This window comes from Hymenobacter sp. AT01-02 (assembly GCF_000961955.2).
GTDB lineage: Bacteria > Bacteroidota > Bacteroidia > Cytophagales > Hymenobacteraceae > Hymenobacter > Hymenobacter mucosus.
Genome location: NZ_JZIR02000013.1, coordinates 1 through 16935, shown reverse-complemented (window position 1 = coordinate 16935; position 16935 = coordinate 1). Strand labels below are relative to the sequence as shown.

At 57.0% G+C, this 16935-nt stretch carries 14 protein-coding genes, 1 tRNA gene and 2 pseudogenes; 6 read left to right on the top strand and 11 right to left on the bottom strand.

All coding sequences use genetic code 11. The annotated features are described in order from the left end of the window. The 3 genes from murB to VI25_RS04910 all read left to right on the top strand — a co-directional run. Window positions 1–752: UDP-N-acetylmuramate dehydrogenase (murB, locus tag VI25_RS04920; protein WP_055562321.1), on the top strand; the 752-nt coding region annotated here is incomplete at its 5' end. Window positions 753–972: 220 nt separating this feature from the next. After that, window positions 973–1392 (top strand): hypothetical protein, encoded by a 420-nt coding sequence (locus tag VI25_RS04915; RefSeq protein ID WP_045687091.1) that lies wholly within the window; start codon window positions 973–975, stop codon window positions 1390–1392. Beyond that, window positions 1329–3260, top strand: a complete 1932-nt coding sequence (locus VI25_RS04910; RefSeq protein ID WP_045687090.1) for a phospholipase D-like domain-containing protein — start codon at window positions 1329–1331, stop codon at window positions 3258–3260. Before VI25_RS04915 ends, VI25_RS04910 begins: the two co-directional genes overlap by 64 nt. A 162-nt stretch (window positions 3261–3422) precedes the next feature. Here VI25_RS04910 and rlmF read toward each other — a convergent pair whose 3' ends face one another. The 5 genes from rlmF to VI25_RS04890 all read right to left on the bottom strand — a co-directional run bounded on the left by rlmF (window position 3423) and on the right by VI25_RS04890 (window position 8872). Further along, complete coding sequence (gene rlmF / locus VI25_RS04905; RefSeq protein WP_045687089.1) at window positions 3423–4346, bottom strand: 23S rRNA (adenine(1618)-N(6))-methyltransferase RlmF; 924 nt, start codon at window positions 4344–4346, stop codon at window positions 3423–3425. A gap of 73 nt (window positions 4347–4419) precedes the next feature. After that, on the bottom strand, window positions 4420–4581 hold the full coding sequence (locus VI25_RS26495; RefSeq protein WP_236704889.1) for a Smr/MutS family protein: 162 nt from the start codon (window positions 4579–4581) through the stop codon (window positions 4420–4422). Further along, window positions 4581–6836: an endonuclease MutS2 gene (locus VI25_RS04900; protein WP_236704888.1), complete on the bottom strand. Its 2256-nt coding sequence runs from the start codon at window positions 6834–6836 to the stop codon at window positions 4581–4583. Before VI25_RS04900 ends, VI25_RS26495 begins: the two co-directional genes overlap by 1 nt. Window positions 6837–7029: 193 nt before the next feature. Then, window positions 7030–7788 carry a TIGR02757 family protein gene (locus tag VI25_RS04895; protein WP_045687098.1) on the bottom strand — a complete coding sequence of 253 codons (759 nt, stop codon included), beginning with the start codon at window positions 7786–7788 and terminating at the stop codon, window positions 7030–7032. 91 nt (window positions 7789–7879) lie between these two features. Further along, window positions 7880–8872, bottom strand: a complete 993-nt coding sequence (locus VI25_RS04890; protein WP_052694916.1) for a LysM peptidoglycan-binding domain-containing protein — start codon at window positions 8870–8872, stop codon at window positions 7880–7882. A gap of 298 nt (window positions 8873–9170) precedes the next feature. Here VI25_RS04890 and kdsB point away from each other — a divergent pair. Then, window positions 9171–9919 (top strand): annotated as a pseudogene (kdsB, locus tag VI25_RS28800) (3-deoxy-manno-octulosonate cytidylyltransferase). On the opposite strand, the gene VI25_RS04880 reads toward kdsB, so the two are convergent. The 5 genes from VI25_RS04880 to gap all read right to left on the bottom strand — a co-directional run bounded on the left by VI25_RS04880 (window position 9916) and on the right by gap (window position 13408). Continuing rightward, entirely contained in the window at window positions 9916–10335 is a 420-nt protein-coding gene (locus tag VI25_RS04880) for a DUF1622 domain-containing protein (RefSeq protein ID WP_045687088.1), read from the bottom strand. The pseudogene kdsB and the gene VI25_RS04880 sit on opposite strands and share 4 nt — an antisense overlap. 7 nt (window positions 10336–10342) lie before the next feature. Further along, window positions 10343–10891, bottom strand: coding sequence for an HPP family protein (locus VI25_RS04875; protein ID WP_045687087.1), 549 nt, complete (start codon window positions 10889–10891; stop codon window positions 10343–10345). 55 nt (window positions 10892–10946) lie between these two features. Continuing rightward, window positions 10947–11291, bottom strand: coding sequence for a translation initiation factor (locus tag VI25_RS04870; protein WP_045687086.1), 345 nt, complete (start codon window positions 11289–11291; stop codon window positions 10947–10949). 109 nt (window positions 11292–11400) lie between these two features. Next, on the bottom strand, window positions 11401–12270 hold the full coding sequence (locus tag VI25_RS04865) for a diacylglycerol/lipid kinase family protein (RefSeq protein WP_045687085.1): 870 nt from the start codon (window positions 12268–12270) through the stop codon (window positions 11401–11403). A 130-nt stretch (window positions 12271–12400) separates the two neighbouring features. Then, on the bottom strand, window positions 12401–13408 hold the full coding sequence (gene gap / locus VI25_RS04860) for a type I glyceraldehyde-3-phosphate dehydrogenase (RefSeq protein ID WP_045687084.1): 1008 nt from the start codon (window positions 13406–13408) through the stop codon (window positions 12401–12403). Between the two features lie 247 nt (window positions 13409–13655). Here gap and VI25_RS04855 point away from each other — a divergent pair. Continuing rightward, window positions 13656–13727, top strand: a tRNA-Glu gene (locus tag VI25_RS04855). 197 nt (window positions 13728–13924) lie between these two features. Here VI25_RS04855 and galB read toward each other — a convergent pair. Beyond that, window positions 13925–16420: a beta-galactosidase GalB gene (gene galB / locus VI25_RS04850; RefSeq protein ID WP_045687082.1), complete on the bottom strand. Its 2496-nt coding sequence runs from the start codon at window positions 16418–16420 to the stop codon at window positions 13925–13927. 297 nt (window positions 16421–16717) lie between these two features. On the opposite strand from galB, the pseudogene VI25_RS04845 reads away from it, so the two are divergent. Further along, window positions 16718–16935, top strand: a pseudogene (locus tag VI25_RS04845) (trehalose-6-phosphate synthase); the annotation flags it as partial.

The following is a 16935-nucleotide window of genomic DNA, read 5'->3' as shown; positions in this document are numbered from 1 at the left end:
GCGCCGGCGAGTCGTGGCACGGCATGGTGCAATACACCCTCGACCAAGAGTTGAGCGGCATCGAAAACCTGTCCTTGATTCCAGGTACAGTGGGCGCGGCGCCTCTGCAAAACATTGGTGCTTACGGAGCCGAACTCAAGGATACCTTTGACCACTTAGAGGCCCTGGAAATCAGCACTGGGCAGCTGCGCACGTTTTCGGCAGCCGAGTGTGGCTTTGGCTACCGCGAGAGTGTATTCAAAGGCCCCCTGAAAAATCAGTATATCGTGACGGGGGTAGTATTGCGCTTACATCGCCAGGCCCAGCCCAACGTGAGCTACGGAGCCATTAAAACCACGCTCGAAGACTTGGGCATTGGGGGTGAGCCCACGCCGCGCCAAGTAAGCGAGGCTGTGATGCATATTCGGCGCAGCAAGCTCCCGGACCCTGCTCAGATTGGCAACGCGGGTTCCTTTTTCAAAAACCCGGAGGTTTCGCAGGCCAAATTTGATGAGCTGAAAGCCCAGTACCCCGAGGTGCCGGGCTACCCCGTGCCTGGGGGTGTGAAGGTGCCGGCTGGGTGGCTGATCGAGCAGTGTGGCTGGAAGGGTATGCGGCGCGGCGCCCACGGCGTACACGATAAGCAAGCGCTAGTACTCGTTAACCATGGGGGCGCACAGGGACAGGACATCCGCGAGCTGGCACACGACATTATTACCTCGGTACGCGAGAAGTTTGGAGTGGAGCTGCACCCCGAAGTGAATATTTTCTAAGCTCACTGTTGCCAAGTCTGCACGCAAACCGGCCTGTTTACTGTGAAGTAGGCGGGCCGGTTTTGTGCAGTACTCCCTCGGCCTACTTGCTCGTGCATCAGCCTGAGCTTAGCCTATCCAGACATTGCTCTCGAGTTCAGGTGTAGTGACCTCTCCTCTGAAACCAAGATAGTTGCCGCCGTCTTTCACTGTTTCTTCTTTCTACCTGTCTTTTTACTGCATGAAACACTTTACTCTCTGGACTGTACTCGCGCTGCTGCTGGTTTTTGGGCCAGCACGTGCGCAAACGGCCATTAGCATTGCGCAAGCCCGGGCTCAGGCGCCCGCCTATGGCACCTCGGGCGCCAGCGTAACCCTCCGCGGCGTGGCTACCAACGGGCCGGAGCTGGGCGTTATTCGCTACATCCAGGATGGCACGGCCGGCATTGCTGTGTACTCCACCGCCCTCACCGCCAACGTGCGCCCGGGCGACTCCATCGTCGTGACGGGCACCCTGAAGGACTACAACGGGCTTCTAGAGCTGGACCCCGTATCGTCGCTGACGGTAGTGCCGGCAACCGCCCTCTACCCACTCCCGTGGTCTTTACCTCTGCTAATGCGGCGGCGGCCTACGCCGAGCAATACGAAGGCCAACTGGTGAAGCTGACAAATGCCACTACCGTAACAACGACGGCCGGCGCCGCCGTAACGGCTTTTGCGAGTACTACCTACCGCATCAGCAACAACGCTACCACCGTCATGTACGTGAATGCGGCCTCCACTGGGCCCGATGGCCTGATTGGCAAGCCGTCGCCCACAGGCACGTTCGACGTGGTAGGCATCATGAGCCAGTTTACCCGCACGGCAGGAACCACCGGCTACCAGTTGCTGCCCCGCCTCTACGCCGACTTTCAGCAGGGCCTCACTCCCAATATCGTTAGCGCCCCTACCACCACCAATATTACTACGTCGGGCTTTACGGTAAACTTCCGGACCCAGAATGCGGGTACTACCAAGCTGGAATATGCCGCGTCAGCGGGTGGCCCGTTTACGGCCCTAACCAGCGCAACCAGCACCACTCAGCATAGTTTAACTATCAGCGGCTTACAGCCCGCCACGGTGTATTACGTCAAGGCTAGCAGCACCAATTCGGTGGGCTTGTCTGAGTCGCGGGTGCTTCCCATGATTACAGCTTCCCAATCGACGGGGAAGATGCGCACCTATTTCACAAACCCAGTGAATACTACCCTGGCGTTGCCGGGCAACACGGCTACCTACCTAGCCAACGGGGCCGTGGCCGATACCATTGCGCGCTACATCAGCCGCGCCCAGCAAACCCTAGACATTGCGGTGTACAATTGGAACAGCCCGGTTATTCTGGCAGCGGTGAATGCGGCGCAGGCTCGGGGCGTGCAGGTGCGGGTGATTTATGAAAACGATAACACCAACGCCAGTATTAGTGGCCTGAATGCAGCTATTCCGCGCATTGGTCGCCAAACCACGCAGAACATCATGCACAATAAGTTTGTGGTGATTGACGCCAACAGCACTACCCCCAACCAACCGTGGGTTTGGACGGGCTCTACCAACTGGACGCCCGCACAGCTCAGCACCGACCGCAACAACTCCCTTGCCATCCAAGACCAGTCGCTGGCGCGGGTGTACACCATAGAGTTCAACGAAATGTGGGGCGGCGGCACACAGACCACGGCCGTATTCGGCTCCCGCAAAACCGACAACACTCCCCACTACCTCAACATCGGGGGCAAGTCAGTGGAATCGTGGTTCTCGCCCACTGACAACGTGAACGGGCGCCTGATTGAAACAGTGGCTACGGCCGACAACGACCTCCATATTGCCACCATGCTCATCACGCAGAGCGATATTGCCCGCGCCATCCGCGACCAGGTGCAGCTCAAGGGCATTGCTAGCTGCACGGAAGTACTACTCGATGATACAACGAGCAGCGCAGCCTCGGGCAGCGTGTTCCGCACCATTAAAACGGCCGTTGGCAACCGCATCTTGGTCAACAAGCTCAGCGGCATCATGCACCACAAATATGCCATCGTTGATGCCGGCGCGTCGCAATCAGATCCGTTGGTGTTTGTGGGCTCGCACAACTGGAGCCTCTCGGCCAACACGGAAAATGACGAGAACACCCTGGTTGTACACGATGCTCTGATAACAAACCAGTTCTACCAGGAGTTTGCCCGGCGCATCGCCGATCAGAATGCCGGCGTGAGCGTGTGTAGCCTAGTGTTAGCCAACAAAACAGCCGTGCAACAAAGCGCCGTGCACGTGTATCCCAACCCCACCAGCGGCTCCTTCCAGCTGCGCATGCACTCAGATAAGGCGCGCTCGGCCCGCGTGGTGCTGCGCGATGCTACCGGCCGCATAGTACTCGACCAAACCAAGACCCTGAACGGCCAGGAAGTAAGCGTAGATGCCTCCTCCTTACGTGCTGGCTTGTACCTTGTGCAAATTGAAACAACCGAATCGACCCAGATTAGCCGAGTTGTAGTTCAGTAGCACGTACACCAGTAAATAAAAAAGGCTCCCAATACTGGGAGCCTTTTTTATTTACTGGTGTACTGATGCAGAGTATGCATTATTGGGCTTTCCTGAGCACTAAGCATTTGCTTATGACGCTGATCTGGATACACACACGTAGCACTGCTAGAGGGAGCTAGCTTACTTCCAGCGGCGTTGGGCCCAGGCCTGCCGTTGTTCGGCGTCCTGAAACGTCCAAGCTACCAAGCGACTGGCTTTCTGTCCCTGGGTCATATCAATAGTTTTGACCTCCGTGGCGCCGGCCTGTTGCAAGAAGTAATGGGCACTAAGCAGGGTTTGTTTTTTAGAAACCAGAGAAGTAAACCACAATACCCGCCCAGCCAATGGCTTGCTTTGGGCTACCATCCGACGCAAGAAGCCTTCTTCCCCGCCTTCACACCAAAGCTCGTTGTTCTGCCCCCCGAAGTTTAGCACAGGCTCCGGTGCCTTGGCGTACCCGAGGTTGCGGTTCTTGCGCTGACTACCGGCTGCCGCCTCGGCCGCCGAGGTATGAAACGGCGGGTTGCACACCACTAAATCAAACTCCTCGCGCGCCTTCACAATACCCTCGAAGATGTAGTCCGCGTGCGTTTGGTGGCGGATGTCGATACGGCCGCGCAGCACAGGGTTTGCTTCTACCATGTGCCTAGCCACCCGAATAGCGACAGGGTCAATATCGGACCCCACGAAGCGCCAGCCGTACGTCCGCGTCCCCACAATGGGGTACACGCAGTTGGCGCCTACTCCTACGTCGAGCACGTGCACACCCTTATCGCGCGGTATCACGCCACCGTGCTCAGCGGCCAGCAAGTCGGCGGCGTAGTGGAGGTAGTCGGCCCGGCCCGGAATGGGTGGGCAGAGGTAGCCAGCGGGCACGTCCCACTGCGCTACCCCATAAAACTGCTGAAGCAACGCCTGATTCAGCGCTTTCACCGCCGCTGGGTTGGCGAAGTCGATGCTGTCGTCGCCCGTAGGATTAGGCACTACAAAAGCGGCCAGTTCCGGTCGGATACTGGTTAGCTGGTCGAAGTCGTAGCGGGCGGCGTGAAGGTTGCGGGGGTGCATAAAGTATTGGATTCAAGGGAAAAGAAGAACCCGTCGCGGGGTTCGCAACGGGTTCTGGCAATGCAAGATGGTACTATTTCAGCACAGCTACCGTGGCGCCATCACCGCCGCGGTCGGCGTGCTCATCAGCCACGCTGGCTACTTCGCGCGTGCGGTGGAGGTAGTCGCGCACCACTTGGCGCAATACCCCGTTGCCGCGGCCGTGCAGGATCTTGATTTCCGACACGCCCAGCATCACGCGTCGTCCACGTAGGCCATGATTCTGTTCAGGGCATCTTCTGCCCGCTCCCCGCGCAAGTCCAGCGTGGTGTTGAAGCCCGACATACGCCCCGTAATGTCCAGCGTGGCGTGCTGAGCCGGCGCTTTACGAGCAGCTTCCTTCTCCCGCTCCCGAATCTCGGAGCGCGTGAGCTTTTCCAGCTGACTTACTTTCACAATGGTTTTCAGGCCGCCAAAGGAAACCTCTGCCGTTTTGCCTTTCACACTCATAATCTCACCGTGCCCTTCCTGGCCCAGCAGCGCTACCTTGTCGCCGGGCTTAAGGGTATTCGGGTCGGCTAGCTCTCGAGTGCCGCGGGCTTTCGGCGGTTCTATCTGCAGCTTTTCCCGCACGAAGGTATCCAGCTTGCCGCGGGCTTCCTTGGTGCGCTCCTTTTCAGCCTGACCCAGGCGAATTTCCTGGATGGTAGCTTCAATTTGCTGATTCGTGTCCTTGAGCAGCATTTTCGCCTTGGCCTTGGCTTCGCGCAGCACATCAAGGGTGGTGTCGTCGAGGTACTTCTTAAGGTCTTGGTAGTCCTGGGCGGCTTTCTTCATGCGCCGCTCCTGTTTGGCCGCTTCGGCAGTGCGCTGCTCAAGCTCGGTTTTTTCCTTTTCCAAGCCTTCCAGCAGCCGGTCGTAGCGAATTTTATCTTTACCAACCAGTTGGGTAGCACGCTCCACAATGTCCTTGGGCAAACCAATTTTGCGGGCAATTTCGATGGCAAAGCTTGACCCAGGCTTACCTGTTTCGAGACGATAGAGGGGCTGCAGTTTTTCGGGGTCGTAGCGCATGGCCCCGTTAATGATGCCCGCCGTACGCTCGGCGTAGTTTTTCAGGTTGGTGTAGTGGGTAGTGATGACCCCGAAAGCCCGGGCGCGGTTGAGCTGCTCCAGCACGGCCTCGGCAATAGCGCCGCCCAGGCTGGGCTCGGTGCCCGTACCAAATTCGTCAATCAGCACCAAGCTGCGCTTGTTAGCCAGGGTCACGAACTGCTTCATACTCAGCAAGTGAGATGAATACGTACTCAGGTCGTTTTCCAAGCTCTGCTCGTCACCGATATCTAGGAAGATATCCTCGAACACGCCCGACTCAGACTCCTCGCCGGCCGGAATAAGCAAGCCGCACTGCAGCATATACTGCACTAAGCCTACCGTCTTCATGCTCACTGACTTACCACCGGCATTGGGTCCCGAAATCAGCAGAATGCGCTGTTCGGGATTCAGCTCGATGTCCAGGGGTACTACCTCGCGCGCATCGTCTTTGGCGTGGGCCTGGAAGGTGAGGTACAGGAGCGGGTGTCGCACGCGGTGCCAGCGAATCAGCGGACGAGGATTCAACACTGGCAGCGTAGCTTCCAAACGACGCGCTAATTGCGCCTTAGCCCGAATAAAGTCCAGCAGCCCCAAGTATTGGTAGGCCTTGCGTAAGTCGGGAATATGGGGGCGTAAGTGGGCCGTGAGCTGGGTCAGAATGCGCACCAACTCGCGCTGGTAGGCATTTTCCAGGTCCTTGATGTCGTTGTTCAGCTCGAAGACAGCTTCCGGCTCAATGTACACCGTCTGTCCCGTAGCCGACTCATCATGGATGAGGCCTTTCACGCGGCGCTTGTGCTCGGCAATAACTGGCAGCACCAAACGGCCACCCCGAATAGTCGGCTCAGAGCCCTCAGGCACCCAACCTTCCTGGCGGGCATGGCGCAGAATACCCGCAATTTGCTTGCGCAGCAGCCCCTGCCGGTTAATCAGCTCTTGGCGCAGCTGGCTCAGCAGCGGCGACGCGTTATCGCGCACCTGGCCTTCGTCGTCCACCACCTTGTCCAAGGCAGCTAGCAGGTTGCGGTCTACCTGCACCCCAATGCCTAGCAAACGCAGCGTAGGGTACAGATTTTCCTCGGCATGGGTAAAGAAGCTGAGCGCCTCGCGAATGGTGCGCAGGCTCATTTTCACGGCGAAAAACGCCGCTACGTCCAAGTAAGAACCGGGAATATTGGCGCGCACCAAATGCTGGTGCACATCGTGGTAGTGTTGGCTCGGAAAGTCGGCCCCGCTATTCAGCAGCTGGCGAAATTCGTCGGTTTGCAGTAGGAGCTTGTGAAGCTGGTCGTGCTTTGTCTGGAAGGTCATCTTGGCCACAAACTGCCGACCTAGTGCACTCAAGCACAGGCCTTCCAGCATTTCACGCAGCTGCGCGAAACCTATTTTTTGCTCAAAATTCTGAGGAAGAATCAAATCAGGTATTCCTTGTGTAGGACTGTATATTCGGAAGGGAATGCGAAGATAAACACTTCGCACGTGGGGAAAGATTCAATAAATTACATGTAATACATGGGCCCTTGCTTCATATTTATTTGGTGCCTCAGGCGGGCAGTGTCTTACAACATTTTTGCCAGTGAGGCACCTGCCCACATGGATAGTGTGCTGCTTACATCTCCCCTTCCACTCCCAGTCCAAACAGCGCAAAGTCATACTTCACGGGGTCCAGCGGGTCGAAGCTGCGGAGGTGGGCGGTAAGGTCCTCGGCGGCTAGCCAATCTACTTGCTTACGCTCAAGCAGCCCCAGGCGACGGGCCACGCGCTCCACGTGCACATCGCAGGGGCAGATGAGGTCGGCGGGTGAAAGACGCTGCCAGAGGCCAAAGTCTACGCCGCGGGTGTCGGGGCGTACCATCCAGCGCAAGTACATGTTCACGCGCTTGCAGGCCGAGCCGCGGGCCGGGGTGGCTACGTGCTTACGGGTGCGCTGAGGTGCATCCGCTAGGCTGAAGAACAAGTTGTGGAAGTTCTCTAACCTTTCTTTCTGGGTGCTACCCACGAGAAAAGCATCTTCTAAGGTATCGTGCCCGGCGTAAAACCAACGCAGCCAGTGCACAAAATACAGTAAGTCTGTGTCGCAGAAGGTACGATGACAAAAGCCCAGTAGGCCTTTTAGGTCATCGTCGTGGTGTTGAGTAATAAACTGGTAGGGCGCATTGTCCATGCGGCGCATTAGTTCTAAGCATTTGCTGATGATGGTGGGGCGCCGCCCCCAGGCCAACAAGGCGGAAAATAAGGCGCTAATTTCAATATCCTGCCGCTGGGAAAAACGGTGCGGAATGCTGATGGGGTCGGCTGAAATAAAGGTGGGTTGGTCGTAATGCAGATATTTCTCGTCGAGGAGGGTGCGGACCTGGGCGTGGTTCATAATGGCAAACAAAAGGGAGAGGCGGGGCTGCTGGCCTAGCTAACGCAGAACAACAGTCTCACCTCTCCCTGTTTGGTACTGGGGTCGAAGGTTAGGGGACGTAGCTGGTTTCCACCCGGAAGCGTTGGTCGGGAGTAGCTAGGCGCTGTACGGCTTTCTTGGACAGGCGTACGAGCACGTTGGAATTTTCACCCGTGTCGGGCAGCTTGCCAATTACGCGCACGTACACCGACTGCCCGTTCATGATATTGCGCACCTGCATGATAGTACCTACGGGGGCAGTTTTGTGCAGAGCTAGGTATTTATCGGAGGCGTCCGTGGGAATGACCATAGCCAACCCATTTTCTGACACGCGGCGCACAATTTCGTTGGCACGTTCGGGCGCCCGCTCTCGGTCGTCCTCGACAGGTGTGGTGGGAGTAGGAGCCGGAGCCGCCTCCCGGGCCCGCTCACGCGCTTCCCGTTCCCGGGTTTCGCGCGCTTCCCGCTCGCGCTCAGCCGTATCATCGGCTCGCTCAGGGCGAGTAGCCGGGCGCGGAGCTGCTGCAACTGGGGCGGCGGGCTCGGGACGGGTAGCAGGGGCACCTGCCACAATTATGGTTTCGCCAAGACGCACATTGTAGCTGGTAGTTACCCCATTCAGGCGGGCCAGCTCGGCGGGAGAAGTGCCAAACTTGCGGGCAATAGAGAAGAGCGTTTGGCCTGCTTCCACTTTGTACACGCGGTTGCCGCGGGCATCAGTAGGCAGGCTGCGAGTAGCTGTAGTGGGAGCGGCTGTGGCAGCCGGGCGGGTACTGGCCGGAGCTGTCATCACTACCCGGTTGCGGGGTACCAACACTATCTGGTTGGTAACCAGTGCGCCTTTTAAGCTGGGGTTAGCTTCCACAATTTGCTCTACCGGCACTTTGTAGCGGCGAGCCAACCCATAAAGCGTTTCGCCGGGTGCCACGCGGTGCTTAATCAGCATTTTGTTGTTGCGGTACTCCACGCCAATAGAATCGGGCGGGGCTACCGGCCGCGGCGCCGCCAACGCAGAGAAACCAGAAAATACAAACGCAGCAGATAGCAACGAGAATCGGGACATACAAGAAAAGCGCAAAGCAACAGGCACTGACAATACAACCTGCGCTGTATCTCACCTGCATAAATACTGCCGAAAGTTACGCATTCCTACCTAGTAGCCGCTGTGTTAAACCAGGCTTCCCAGATTTTATTGGTGGATTCTGAGATATTTTTGGCTTAGCTGCGTGCCGGCTATGATTCATGGGAGAATGAGCTACCTACTGGCTTTCAAGAAGTAGTAGTTCAGTAGCCCCAGGTCAGCATCGAAACGTGCTAGTTTTTCCCGTTTTTTGTGGCTTCCACCCTGCTGCTCTTTCTCTATGCACGCCATCGGCATTATTCCCGCCCGCTACGCCTCTACTCGTTTACCAGGCAAGCCCCTCATTGATTTAGGCGGCAAATCCATGATTCAGCGAGTAGTGGAACAAGCTCAAAAGTCGAGCCTCAGCCGCGTAATAGTGGCCACTGATGATGAGCGAATTTATGCCCACGTCATCGCATTTGGGGGCGAGGCCGTGCTGACGGCTGCTAACCACCCCAGCGGCACCGACCGAGTACGCGAAGCCTACGAACAGCTGCACACCGATGCTGACTGCATCATCAATATTCAGGCGACGAGCCATTCATCCATCCAACCCAGATCGATGCCTTGGTAGCGTTGTTTGCCCGACCTAATCCTCCGCAACTGGCTACGCTGGTTAAGCCCGTAGTGAGTGACGAGGAATTGTTCAGCCCCCACCTTCCTAAGGTGATTCTGGATACCCAGGGCTACGCCATGTATTTTAGTCGGCACCCCCTGCCCTACCAGCGCCAGTACCCTTCTGCCGACTGGCTGCTGCACCACCGCTACTTGCGCCACATTGGCCTTTACGCCTACCGGCCAGATGTGCTCCGGGAAATCACGCAACTGCTGCCTTCGCCATTGGAGCTGGCCGAAAGCCTGGAGCAACTGCGCTGGCTGGAACACGGCTACCGCATTCTGACAGCCGAAACGGAGCTGACTACCCTGGGCATCGACACCCCAGAGGATGTGGAGAGAGCCTTGGTTCAGCTAAAAATAGAAAGCTAAGCTTTCTGGCCGCTGGTTTCACCGGCTGCTTTTCCTACTACATGCTGCTCGGCAGTATCCTGGCGCTCCTCTTTCATCTCCCGCGACAGGAAGAAGTTCAACGCCGTTCGGATAACAGCTACGGCCCCCAACTTGCCGATTTGGTCCCAACTGGGAGCTATGGCCGTGGAAAGGATATCGGCTCCAAGCTGAAATTCCAAGGCCAGGGCCAAGTAGCGAGCCAACGTGAGCCGAATAGCGGTGAAGTCGGCGGTGCGACGGGCTACAAGGGCCTTCAGAAACAGCCCCGCCGCCAGCACTATCCCCAGCGCAATAGTGAGGGCCCCAATGGTTTCAACCCCAAGCTTCAGCCACTGCACTACGGAGACTACACCGGCTTCGGCCTGAGAAAATAACGTAACTGATTCGGTCGGCATCCTTTGTTTATGAGGTAGTAGGCGTAGTGGTGCGTGTAAGTCGGGACAAGATGTAGGTAGAGCCGCGCTGCACAATTACCAGCACCACTACTAGGCCTACTGCCAGCCCAAATAGCAGCAAGTTCCCCTCGCCGCTACCGGCCCGAAAGGCAAAGTTGAGCCCCGTGGATACGGCCGGCGGGTGCATAGCATCTAGCGCAATCATGAGCAGGATACTGAGTACCATGGCTAGGGCCGCACTTACGTAACCCGGACCTACCAGGGCGTGCAGCACAAACCCAATACTAGCCGCGCCCAACTGACTGATGGCGAGCGTGCGGGCACTATTGGTACGGTGGCCGGGGTCGAGGTAAATTAGAAAGGCACTGGAGGCCAGGGAGGCAAACAGCAGGCGCTGGTTGCTCAGCAACTCCAGCAACCAAAGCATAAGCAGCACCGTGGCGGTGGGAAGCAAAGCCAACAGTAGCTCACCGCGCCGCCCCAGGCTTCGGCGGCCCGAAGCCGAAGCAGGGGTATCGGCGAGCGGCTGAGCAGTGGTAGGGGTCGAATTTGGCATTATGACTCCTACGCAGCATCACCCAGTGGGGTGCACTAAGGCAGTACCAACTTGGCTAGCCGCCTGCCTTTTTGGCTTTGTAGCCTTTCTCAATCAAGACTGCCAGTACTTTGTCTCGAAAGTCGCCTTGGATGATGATTTCGCCGTCTTTGGCGTTGCCGCCTACGCCACACTTTGTTTTCAGAAGCTTGCCTAGGTCTTGCAGATCAGCGTCCTGACCTACAAAGCCAGTAACAAGCGTGACCTGTTTGCCGCCGCGGGCTTTTTTGTCCAGCTGCACACGTAGGTTTTGCTGCTGAGGCGGCAGCGTAGCAGCAGTTTCTTCGCCCGTGTGCTGGTACTCAAAATCGGGGTTGGTGGAGTACACCACGCCTTCCCGGCGTTTTTTATCGGCTTTCATGCGAGTAAGTTGTAAGCTTGTGAGCAAGGCGCGTTGGGTAGGGGGCCAGTATTCACCCATCACCACCCAGGACGCTCAATGCGCACACTGCACAGTGTTGTTGTTTGCGTCAGTTGGCTACTTCCAGCGCCAATGGCGTTAGTTCTACTTCAAAACGAGTGGCGTCGGTTACGTAGTCGCCATCCACATGGAAACCCAACGGGGCTGCTGACTGCACCAGAATGTGGCGGCTGGTATGATATACGGCTGCCCCTGAAGTAGCCAACGTCCCGAGGGCGAGGCCTACACCAACCCGCAGGGCCCGCGTGAAAGGTAGTTGATCAATCAGGCATACGTCCAGCAGCCCATCCTGAATATTAGCCTGCGGAGCAATGTAGGCGTTGTTGCCATACTGGGCAGCATTGGCAAAAGCCAGCACGTAGCAGTGGGTATCCAGTAGCTGCTCCCCATTTAAGGTTATTTGCACCGGCGTAGGGCGGTAGCGGCGGTACTCGCGCAAGGATATTTTCACGTACGTTTTCAGTCCTCGCGTGCCCGCCTGGGCAAACATCTTGCTTACGTGCGCATCAAACCCCAGCCCCGCGGTGCAGAAGAACGGCCGACCGTTGATGCGTCCGACATCAATGCGCTGAAACGTGGGGGCGCAAGCCCGAGCCACTGCGCCCGGCAAGTCTAGGGGTAGTCGTAAGTGGCGGGCTAAGCCATTGCCCGAGCCACGCGGCACAATTCCTAACGCTGCCTCGGTGCCCAGCAGGCCGCGCGCTACCTCATTTACAGTGCCATCGCCACCCACGGCCACCACTACCCGGAAGCCTTGCTGCGCCGCCTGCCACGCCAGCGCTTCGGCGTGGCCAGCGTGCTGCGTAAGTCGGACCTCGAACGTGGCACCGGCGGCCGTCGCGTAGCGCGTCAGCAGGGCTGGCACGTCTTGGGTGCGGTTAGTACCGGAAGTGGGGTTCAGAATAAAACAAATGCGCACGAGCGGTGACGTATGGTACCAAGGGAAATAGCGGGCGTCAAAGATAGCGCGTACCGGGTATGCCGCCCTAAAAAAGACCGCCTGCCTGGTTTCCCAGGCAGGCGGTCTTTAAGTCAGAAAGCCAGAAAGCTTAGCCGTTCATTTTCTCGCCCAACTTCTGGATGAGGTCAGCGGTGCGGGTAGAGTAGCCGGTTTCGTTGTCATACCAACCTACCACCTTCACCAGCGTACCGTTGGCCGAAGTCAACTGCGAGTCGAAGATGCACGAGTGGGGGTTACCTACGATGTCAATGCTCACCAGCGGATCGGTGCTGTACTCCAGGATGCCTTTCAGCTCACCTTCGGCAGCCTTTTGCACGGCTTCGTTGATTTGCTCCTTCGTAACTTCTTGCTTCAAGATTACGGTCAGGTCGGTGGTAGAGCCGTCTGGAATAGGCACGCGCATGGCGATACCATCCAACTTACCCTTCAACTGGGGCAGTACCAGACCTACGGCTTTGGCAGCGCCAGTGCTGGTAGGAATGATGCTGTAGGCAGCAGCACGAGCACGACGCAGATCTTTGTGAGGCGCGTCCTGCAGGTTCTGGTCAGAGGTATACGCGTGTACCGTGGTGATGTAGCCCTTCTCAATGCCGAAAGCATCGTCGAGCACCTTCGCCATGGGAGCCAAGCAGTTAGTCGTGCACGAAGCGTTGGAAAGGATGGTTTCCGCGCCCGTCAGGATGTCTTCGTTTACGCCGAGTACTACGGTAGGAATGTTGCCGGTAGCAGGAGCCGAGATAACTACTTTCTTGGCACCAGCGGTGAGGTGCTGACCAGCACCTGCCTCGTCAACGAAGCGGCCGGTTGACTCCAGCACCACGTCAACGCCCATGTCGCCCCAGGGCAACAGCTTGGGGTCGCGCTCAGCAAGAGCAGCAATGCGCTGGCCATTTACGGTCAGGCTTTCCTCGTCGTACGCCACAGTACCGTTGAAACGGCCGTGGATAGAGTCGTACTTCAGCAGGTGAGCCAGGGTCTTGTTATCCGTCAGGTCATTGATAGCCACAACTTCCACGTTGTCGCGCTGAAGCAGGGCCTTGAACGTCAGGCGGCCAATGCGGCCGAAGCCGTTAATGGCAACTTTGATTTTAGCCATAAGAATGGGGAAATGGGAGTTTATCGGTCCGGGAGGGCCGGGTGAAAACGCGAGCGAAGGTACAGGGCTCCGCTAACATCGCCAAATAAGATAGCCATACGAAATCCAGGCGTTGGGGTAGAATTTTTTTTCGCCTGACAATCAGCCTCTTTTTTCGTCTTCGCAGGTTTTTTACCAACACCCTCTTGCGCTGAATCTATCGGGCTGTATCTTTGCACCATCAAAACGAAACAAGGCCGCTTAATCTGGTCCGTTCGTCTAGGGGTTAGGACAGTAGATTTTCATTCTACCAACAGGGGTTCGATTCCCCTACGGACTACACGCCTCGTTTTGAAAAAAGGCCTCTGCATTACTGCAGAGGCCTTTTTTATTACCTGTTTCTTCTGAGCCAAGCCAGCTGCGCCGCGCTTAGTAGCGGCCCTATTAAAGACCTATGGCGGTTTTTCTGACCCGAGGTAGGGCTAGCTACCGGTGCCGCTACAATAGTGCTTTCAATCGTAGCGGCACCGGCTAGCCTTATTTAGCGGCGTTTTTCTCGGTAATGAGACGTAACGTAGCGGGCTTTACTCCTTTGCCCGTTACTTTCAACTCCACCGGGCCAGCCTTATCCGAGGCCTGCACGGTAGCTACCAATTGGCCGTGGAAGGCGTGCATCCGGGGCTGATGAAACAGCTCCAGACTGGTTGCGTCGCCGTTGGCTACGGCCCTGAAGCGGCCCGCACCAGTTACTTTAAACGCTAGTTCGTTGGTAGCATCGGGGCACAAGTTGCCTTGGGCGTCTTCCACCCGAGCTGTTACGTAAGCTAGGTCCTGCCCGTCGGCAGCTAAGTGGGTCTGATCAGCAACCAGCTTGATGTGGTGGGGCTTGCCCGCAGTGCGCACCTCTTCCTCCGCCACGGCCTTACCCTGCGCATCGTAGGCTACTACCTTAATGCTGCCCGGCTGGTACTTCACCTCGTTCCACATAAGGCGGTACTGAGTTTGAGGCTTATCAGAGGGCCCTTTGGTCTTACGACCCTGGCTTACACCATTTACGAACAGCTCAGCCGAGGGGTAGTTGGTGTAGCAAAACACAGGGGTCGTTTGTCCCTCACGGCCAGGCCAAGTCCAATGAGGCAGCAGGTGCAAGGTAGGTGCGGCGGTATTCCACCGGGCTCGGTAGAGATAGTACCGATCTTTGGGTAGGCCGGCGAGGTCCATAATACCGAAGTAAGAACTGTGCGAGGGCCACACTTCATCGTAGGGAGTCGGCTCGCCCAAGTAATCGAAGCCTGTCCATACAAACTCGCCCAATACGTAGGGCAGCGCATCCTGCTTCACAAATTCCTCGTCAGGCGTCTGCGACCACACGCAGGCCTCCAAATCGTAGGACGATGACTGGTTATCGGGGTATTTCTTTTGTTTAGCTAGCTCTACCGGAAACTTGTACACCCCGCGGCTGCTCACGGTAGAAGCCGTTTCGGAGCCGAGCAAGAACCCTTGAGGCAGTTTATCGTTGGCTTCCTCGTAGCGGTGAGGTTTGTAGTTGAAGCCAGCAATATCGAGTACCGAAGCGAAGTTGTTCTTAATGGCCGCATCAATCTGGTCCATGCCGGCCGTTACGGGGCGCGAAGGGTCCTCACGGTGCACAATATCCTGGAGGCGCTTGGCAATTTTGCCGCCGCCGGGTGCGCCCTGGTCGGGAACTTCGTTGCCGATGCTCCACATAATTACGCTCGGGTGGTTTCGGTCGCGGTGCACCATGTTCACGAGGTCCTTCTCCGACCACTGATCAAAGTACTGGCTGTAGCCATTTTTTACCTTGGGTGTCTTCCATTCGTCAAACGATTCTACCATGAGCATGAAGCCCATTTCGTCGCAGAGAGTGACTAGCTCTGGGGCTGGCATGTTGTGAGTAGTGCGAATGGCATCGCAGCCCATGTCCTTCAGAAGGACTAGCTGACGGCGTAGGGCAGCCGTATTTACAGCAGCGCCCAAGGGGCCCAAGTCGTGGTGATTACATACACCCTTAAACTTGCGCACCTGCCCGTTCAGCGAAAAGCCTTTGCCAGCTTCAAATTTGAATGAGCGAATACCAAAGGGCGTGCGGTACTCGTCTTTCAACTCATTGCCGGCGTACAGCTTAGAGGTGGCCGAATACAGCACGGGCGTTTCCGGCGACCAGAGCTGGGGAGTTTTCACCACCAAGTTTTGCTCGAACTCCTGGCCGTCGGTGGCCGTGAGGGTGGTGCTGGTAGTGGCTACCACCTGCCCCGCAGCATCCCGAATTTCGGTTTCAAGGCGCAGGGGCTGGAAGGTATTGCCGGGCGTAGCTACTTGCGTGCGCAGCTTCACCTTGGCAAAGTTGGCGTTGATTTCGGGGGTAGTGAGGTAGGTACCCCACACCGGAATGTGTACGTCGTCGGTGATCAGCAGGTGCACATTGCGGTACAGCCCGGCACCAGGGTACCAGCGCGAGGCTTCAGCTTGGTTGCGCAGACGAACTGCTAGTACATTGTTGCCACCCGCTTGCAGGGCATCGGTAATGTCGCAGGAGAAGGAGTTATAGCCGTAAGCCCAGGCGCCTACTTCCTTGCCGTTCACAAATACGTGGGCGTCGCTCATGGCACCATCGAACAGTAGCACTGCCCGCTTGCCCGGCCCGAAGCCCGGCACGTCTAGCTGGCGGCGGTACCAGCCGGTGCCAATAAACGGCAAGCCCCCCGTGCGGCCCGATTTGGGGGTAGCTTTCTGCTCCTGGTTTTGCTCAATCTTCACCGTTTGCAGATCGTTGTTGCCATCAAAGGGACCATAAATGGCCCAGTCGTGGGGTACCTGCACTGTTTGCCAAGAGGCATCTTTATAGGTGGGCTGGGCCGCATTGGGCACATCTCCCTTGGTAAATTTCCAGTTGGTGGTAAGCAGGTATTCCCGGCGGGCCTGAGCCACAGCCGACTGGTACAAGGAGCCACTAAGAGTGAGGGCCGCGACAATAGGTAGAGCGCGGCAACGGTAGAAGGAAGAACTGAACATTCAGAAAGGAAACGAAAACAGGAAAGGCACTAGAATGCAGTAAGTATAAGGAGCTGGCGCGAACTTCCGGTTGCTTGGGCTGCGTCACTGTGCTCGGCTGGGTCCCTTGTCGGCGGTAACTCCACCTGTTTAAGGTGAGCCCAAGATCAACAGTATCAAATCAGGAGCGTTTCTGCGCTGGAGATGAGAAGGCCAAACCTAAGCTGTGCGCGCACGTGAGAAAAAAGGAGGTAAAAAAATAACGGCTAAACGCCTCCTTCTGCCGTAAGCCTATAAGTTCACCATCCAAACAGGCTCATGTCCCGAACGATTATTGTCTCAAACCGACTACCCACCAAAGTTCTCCGCACCGAAGAAAGTCTCACGTTTCAACCCAGCGAAGGCGGGTTAGCGACGGGGTTGGGCTCTATCTACCGGGAGAAGGGCAATGTGTGGGTGGGTTGGCCAGGGCTGTTCGTGGAGGATCCGGCAGAAGAGCAGCACATTACCGAGCAGCTCCAGCAGGACAGTATGGC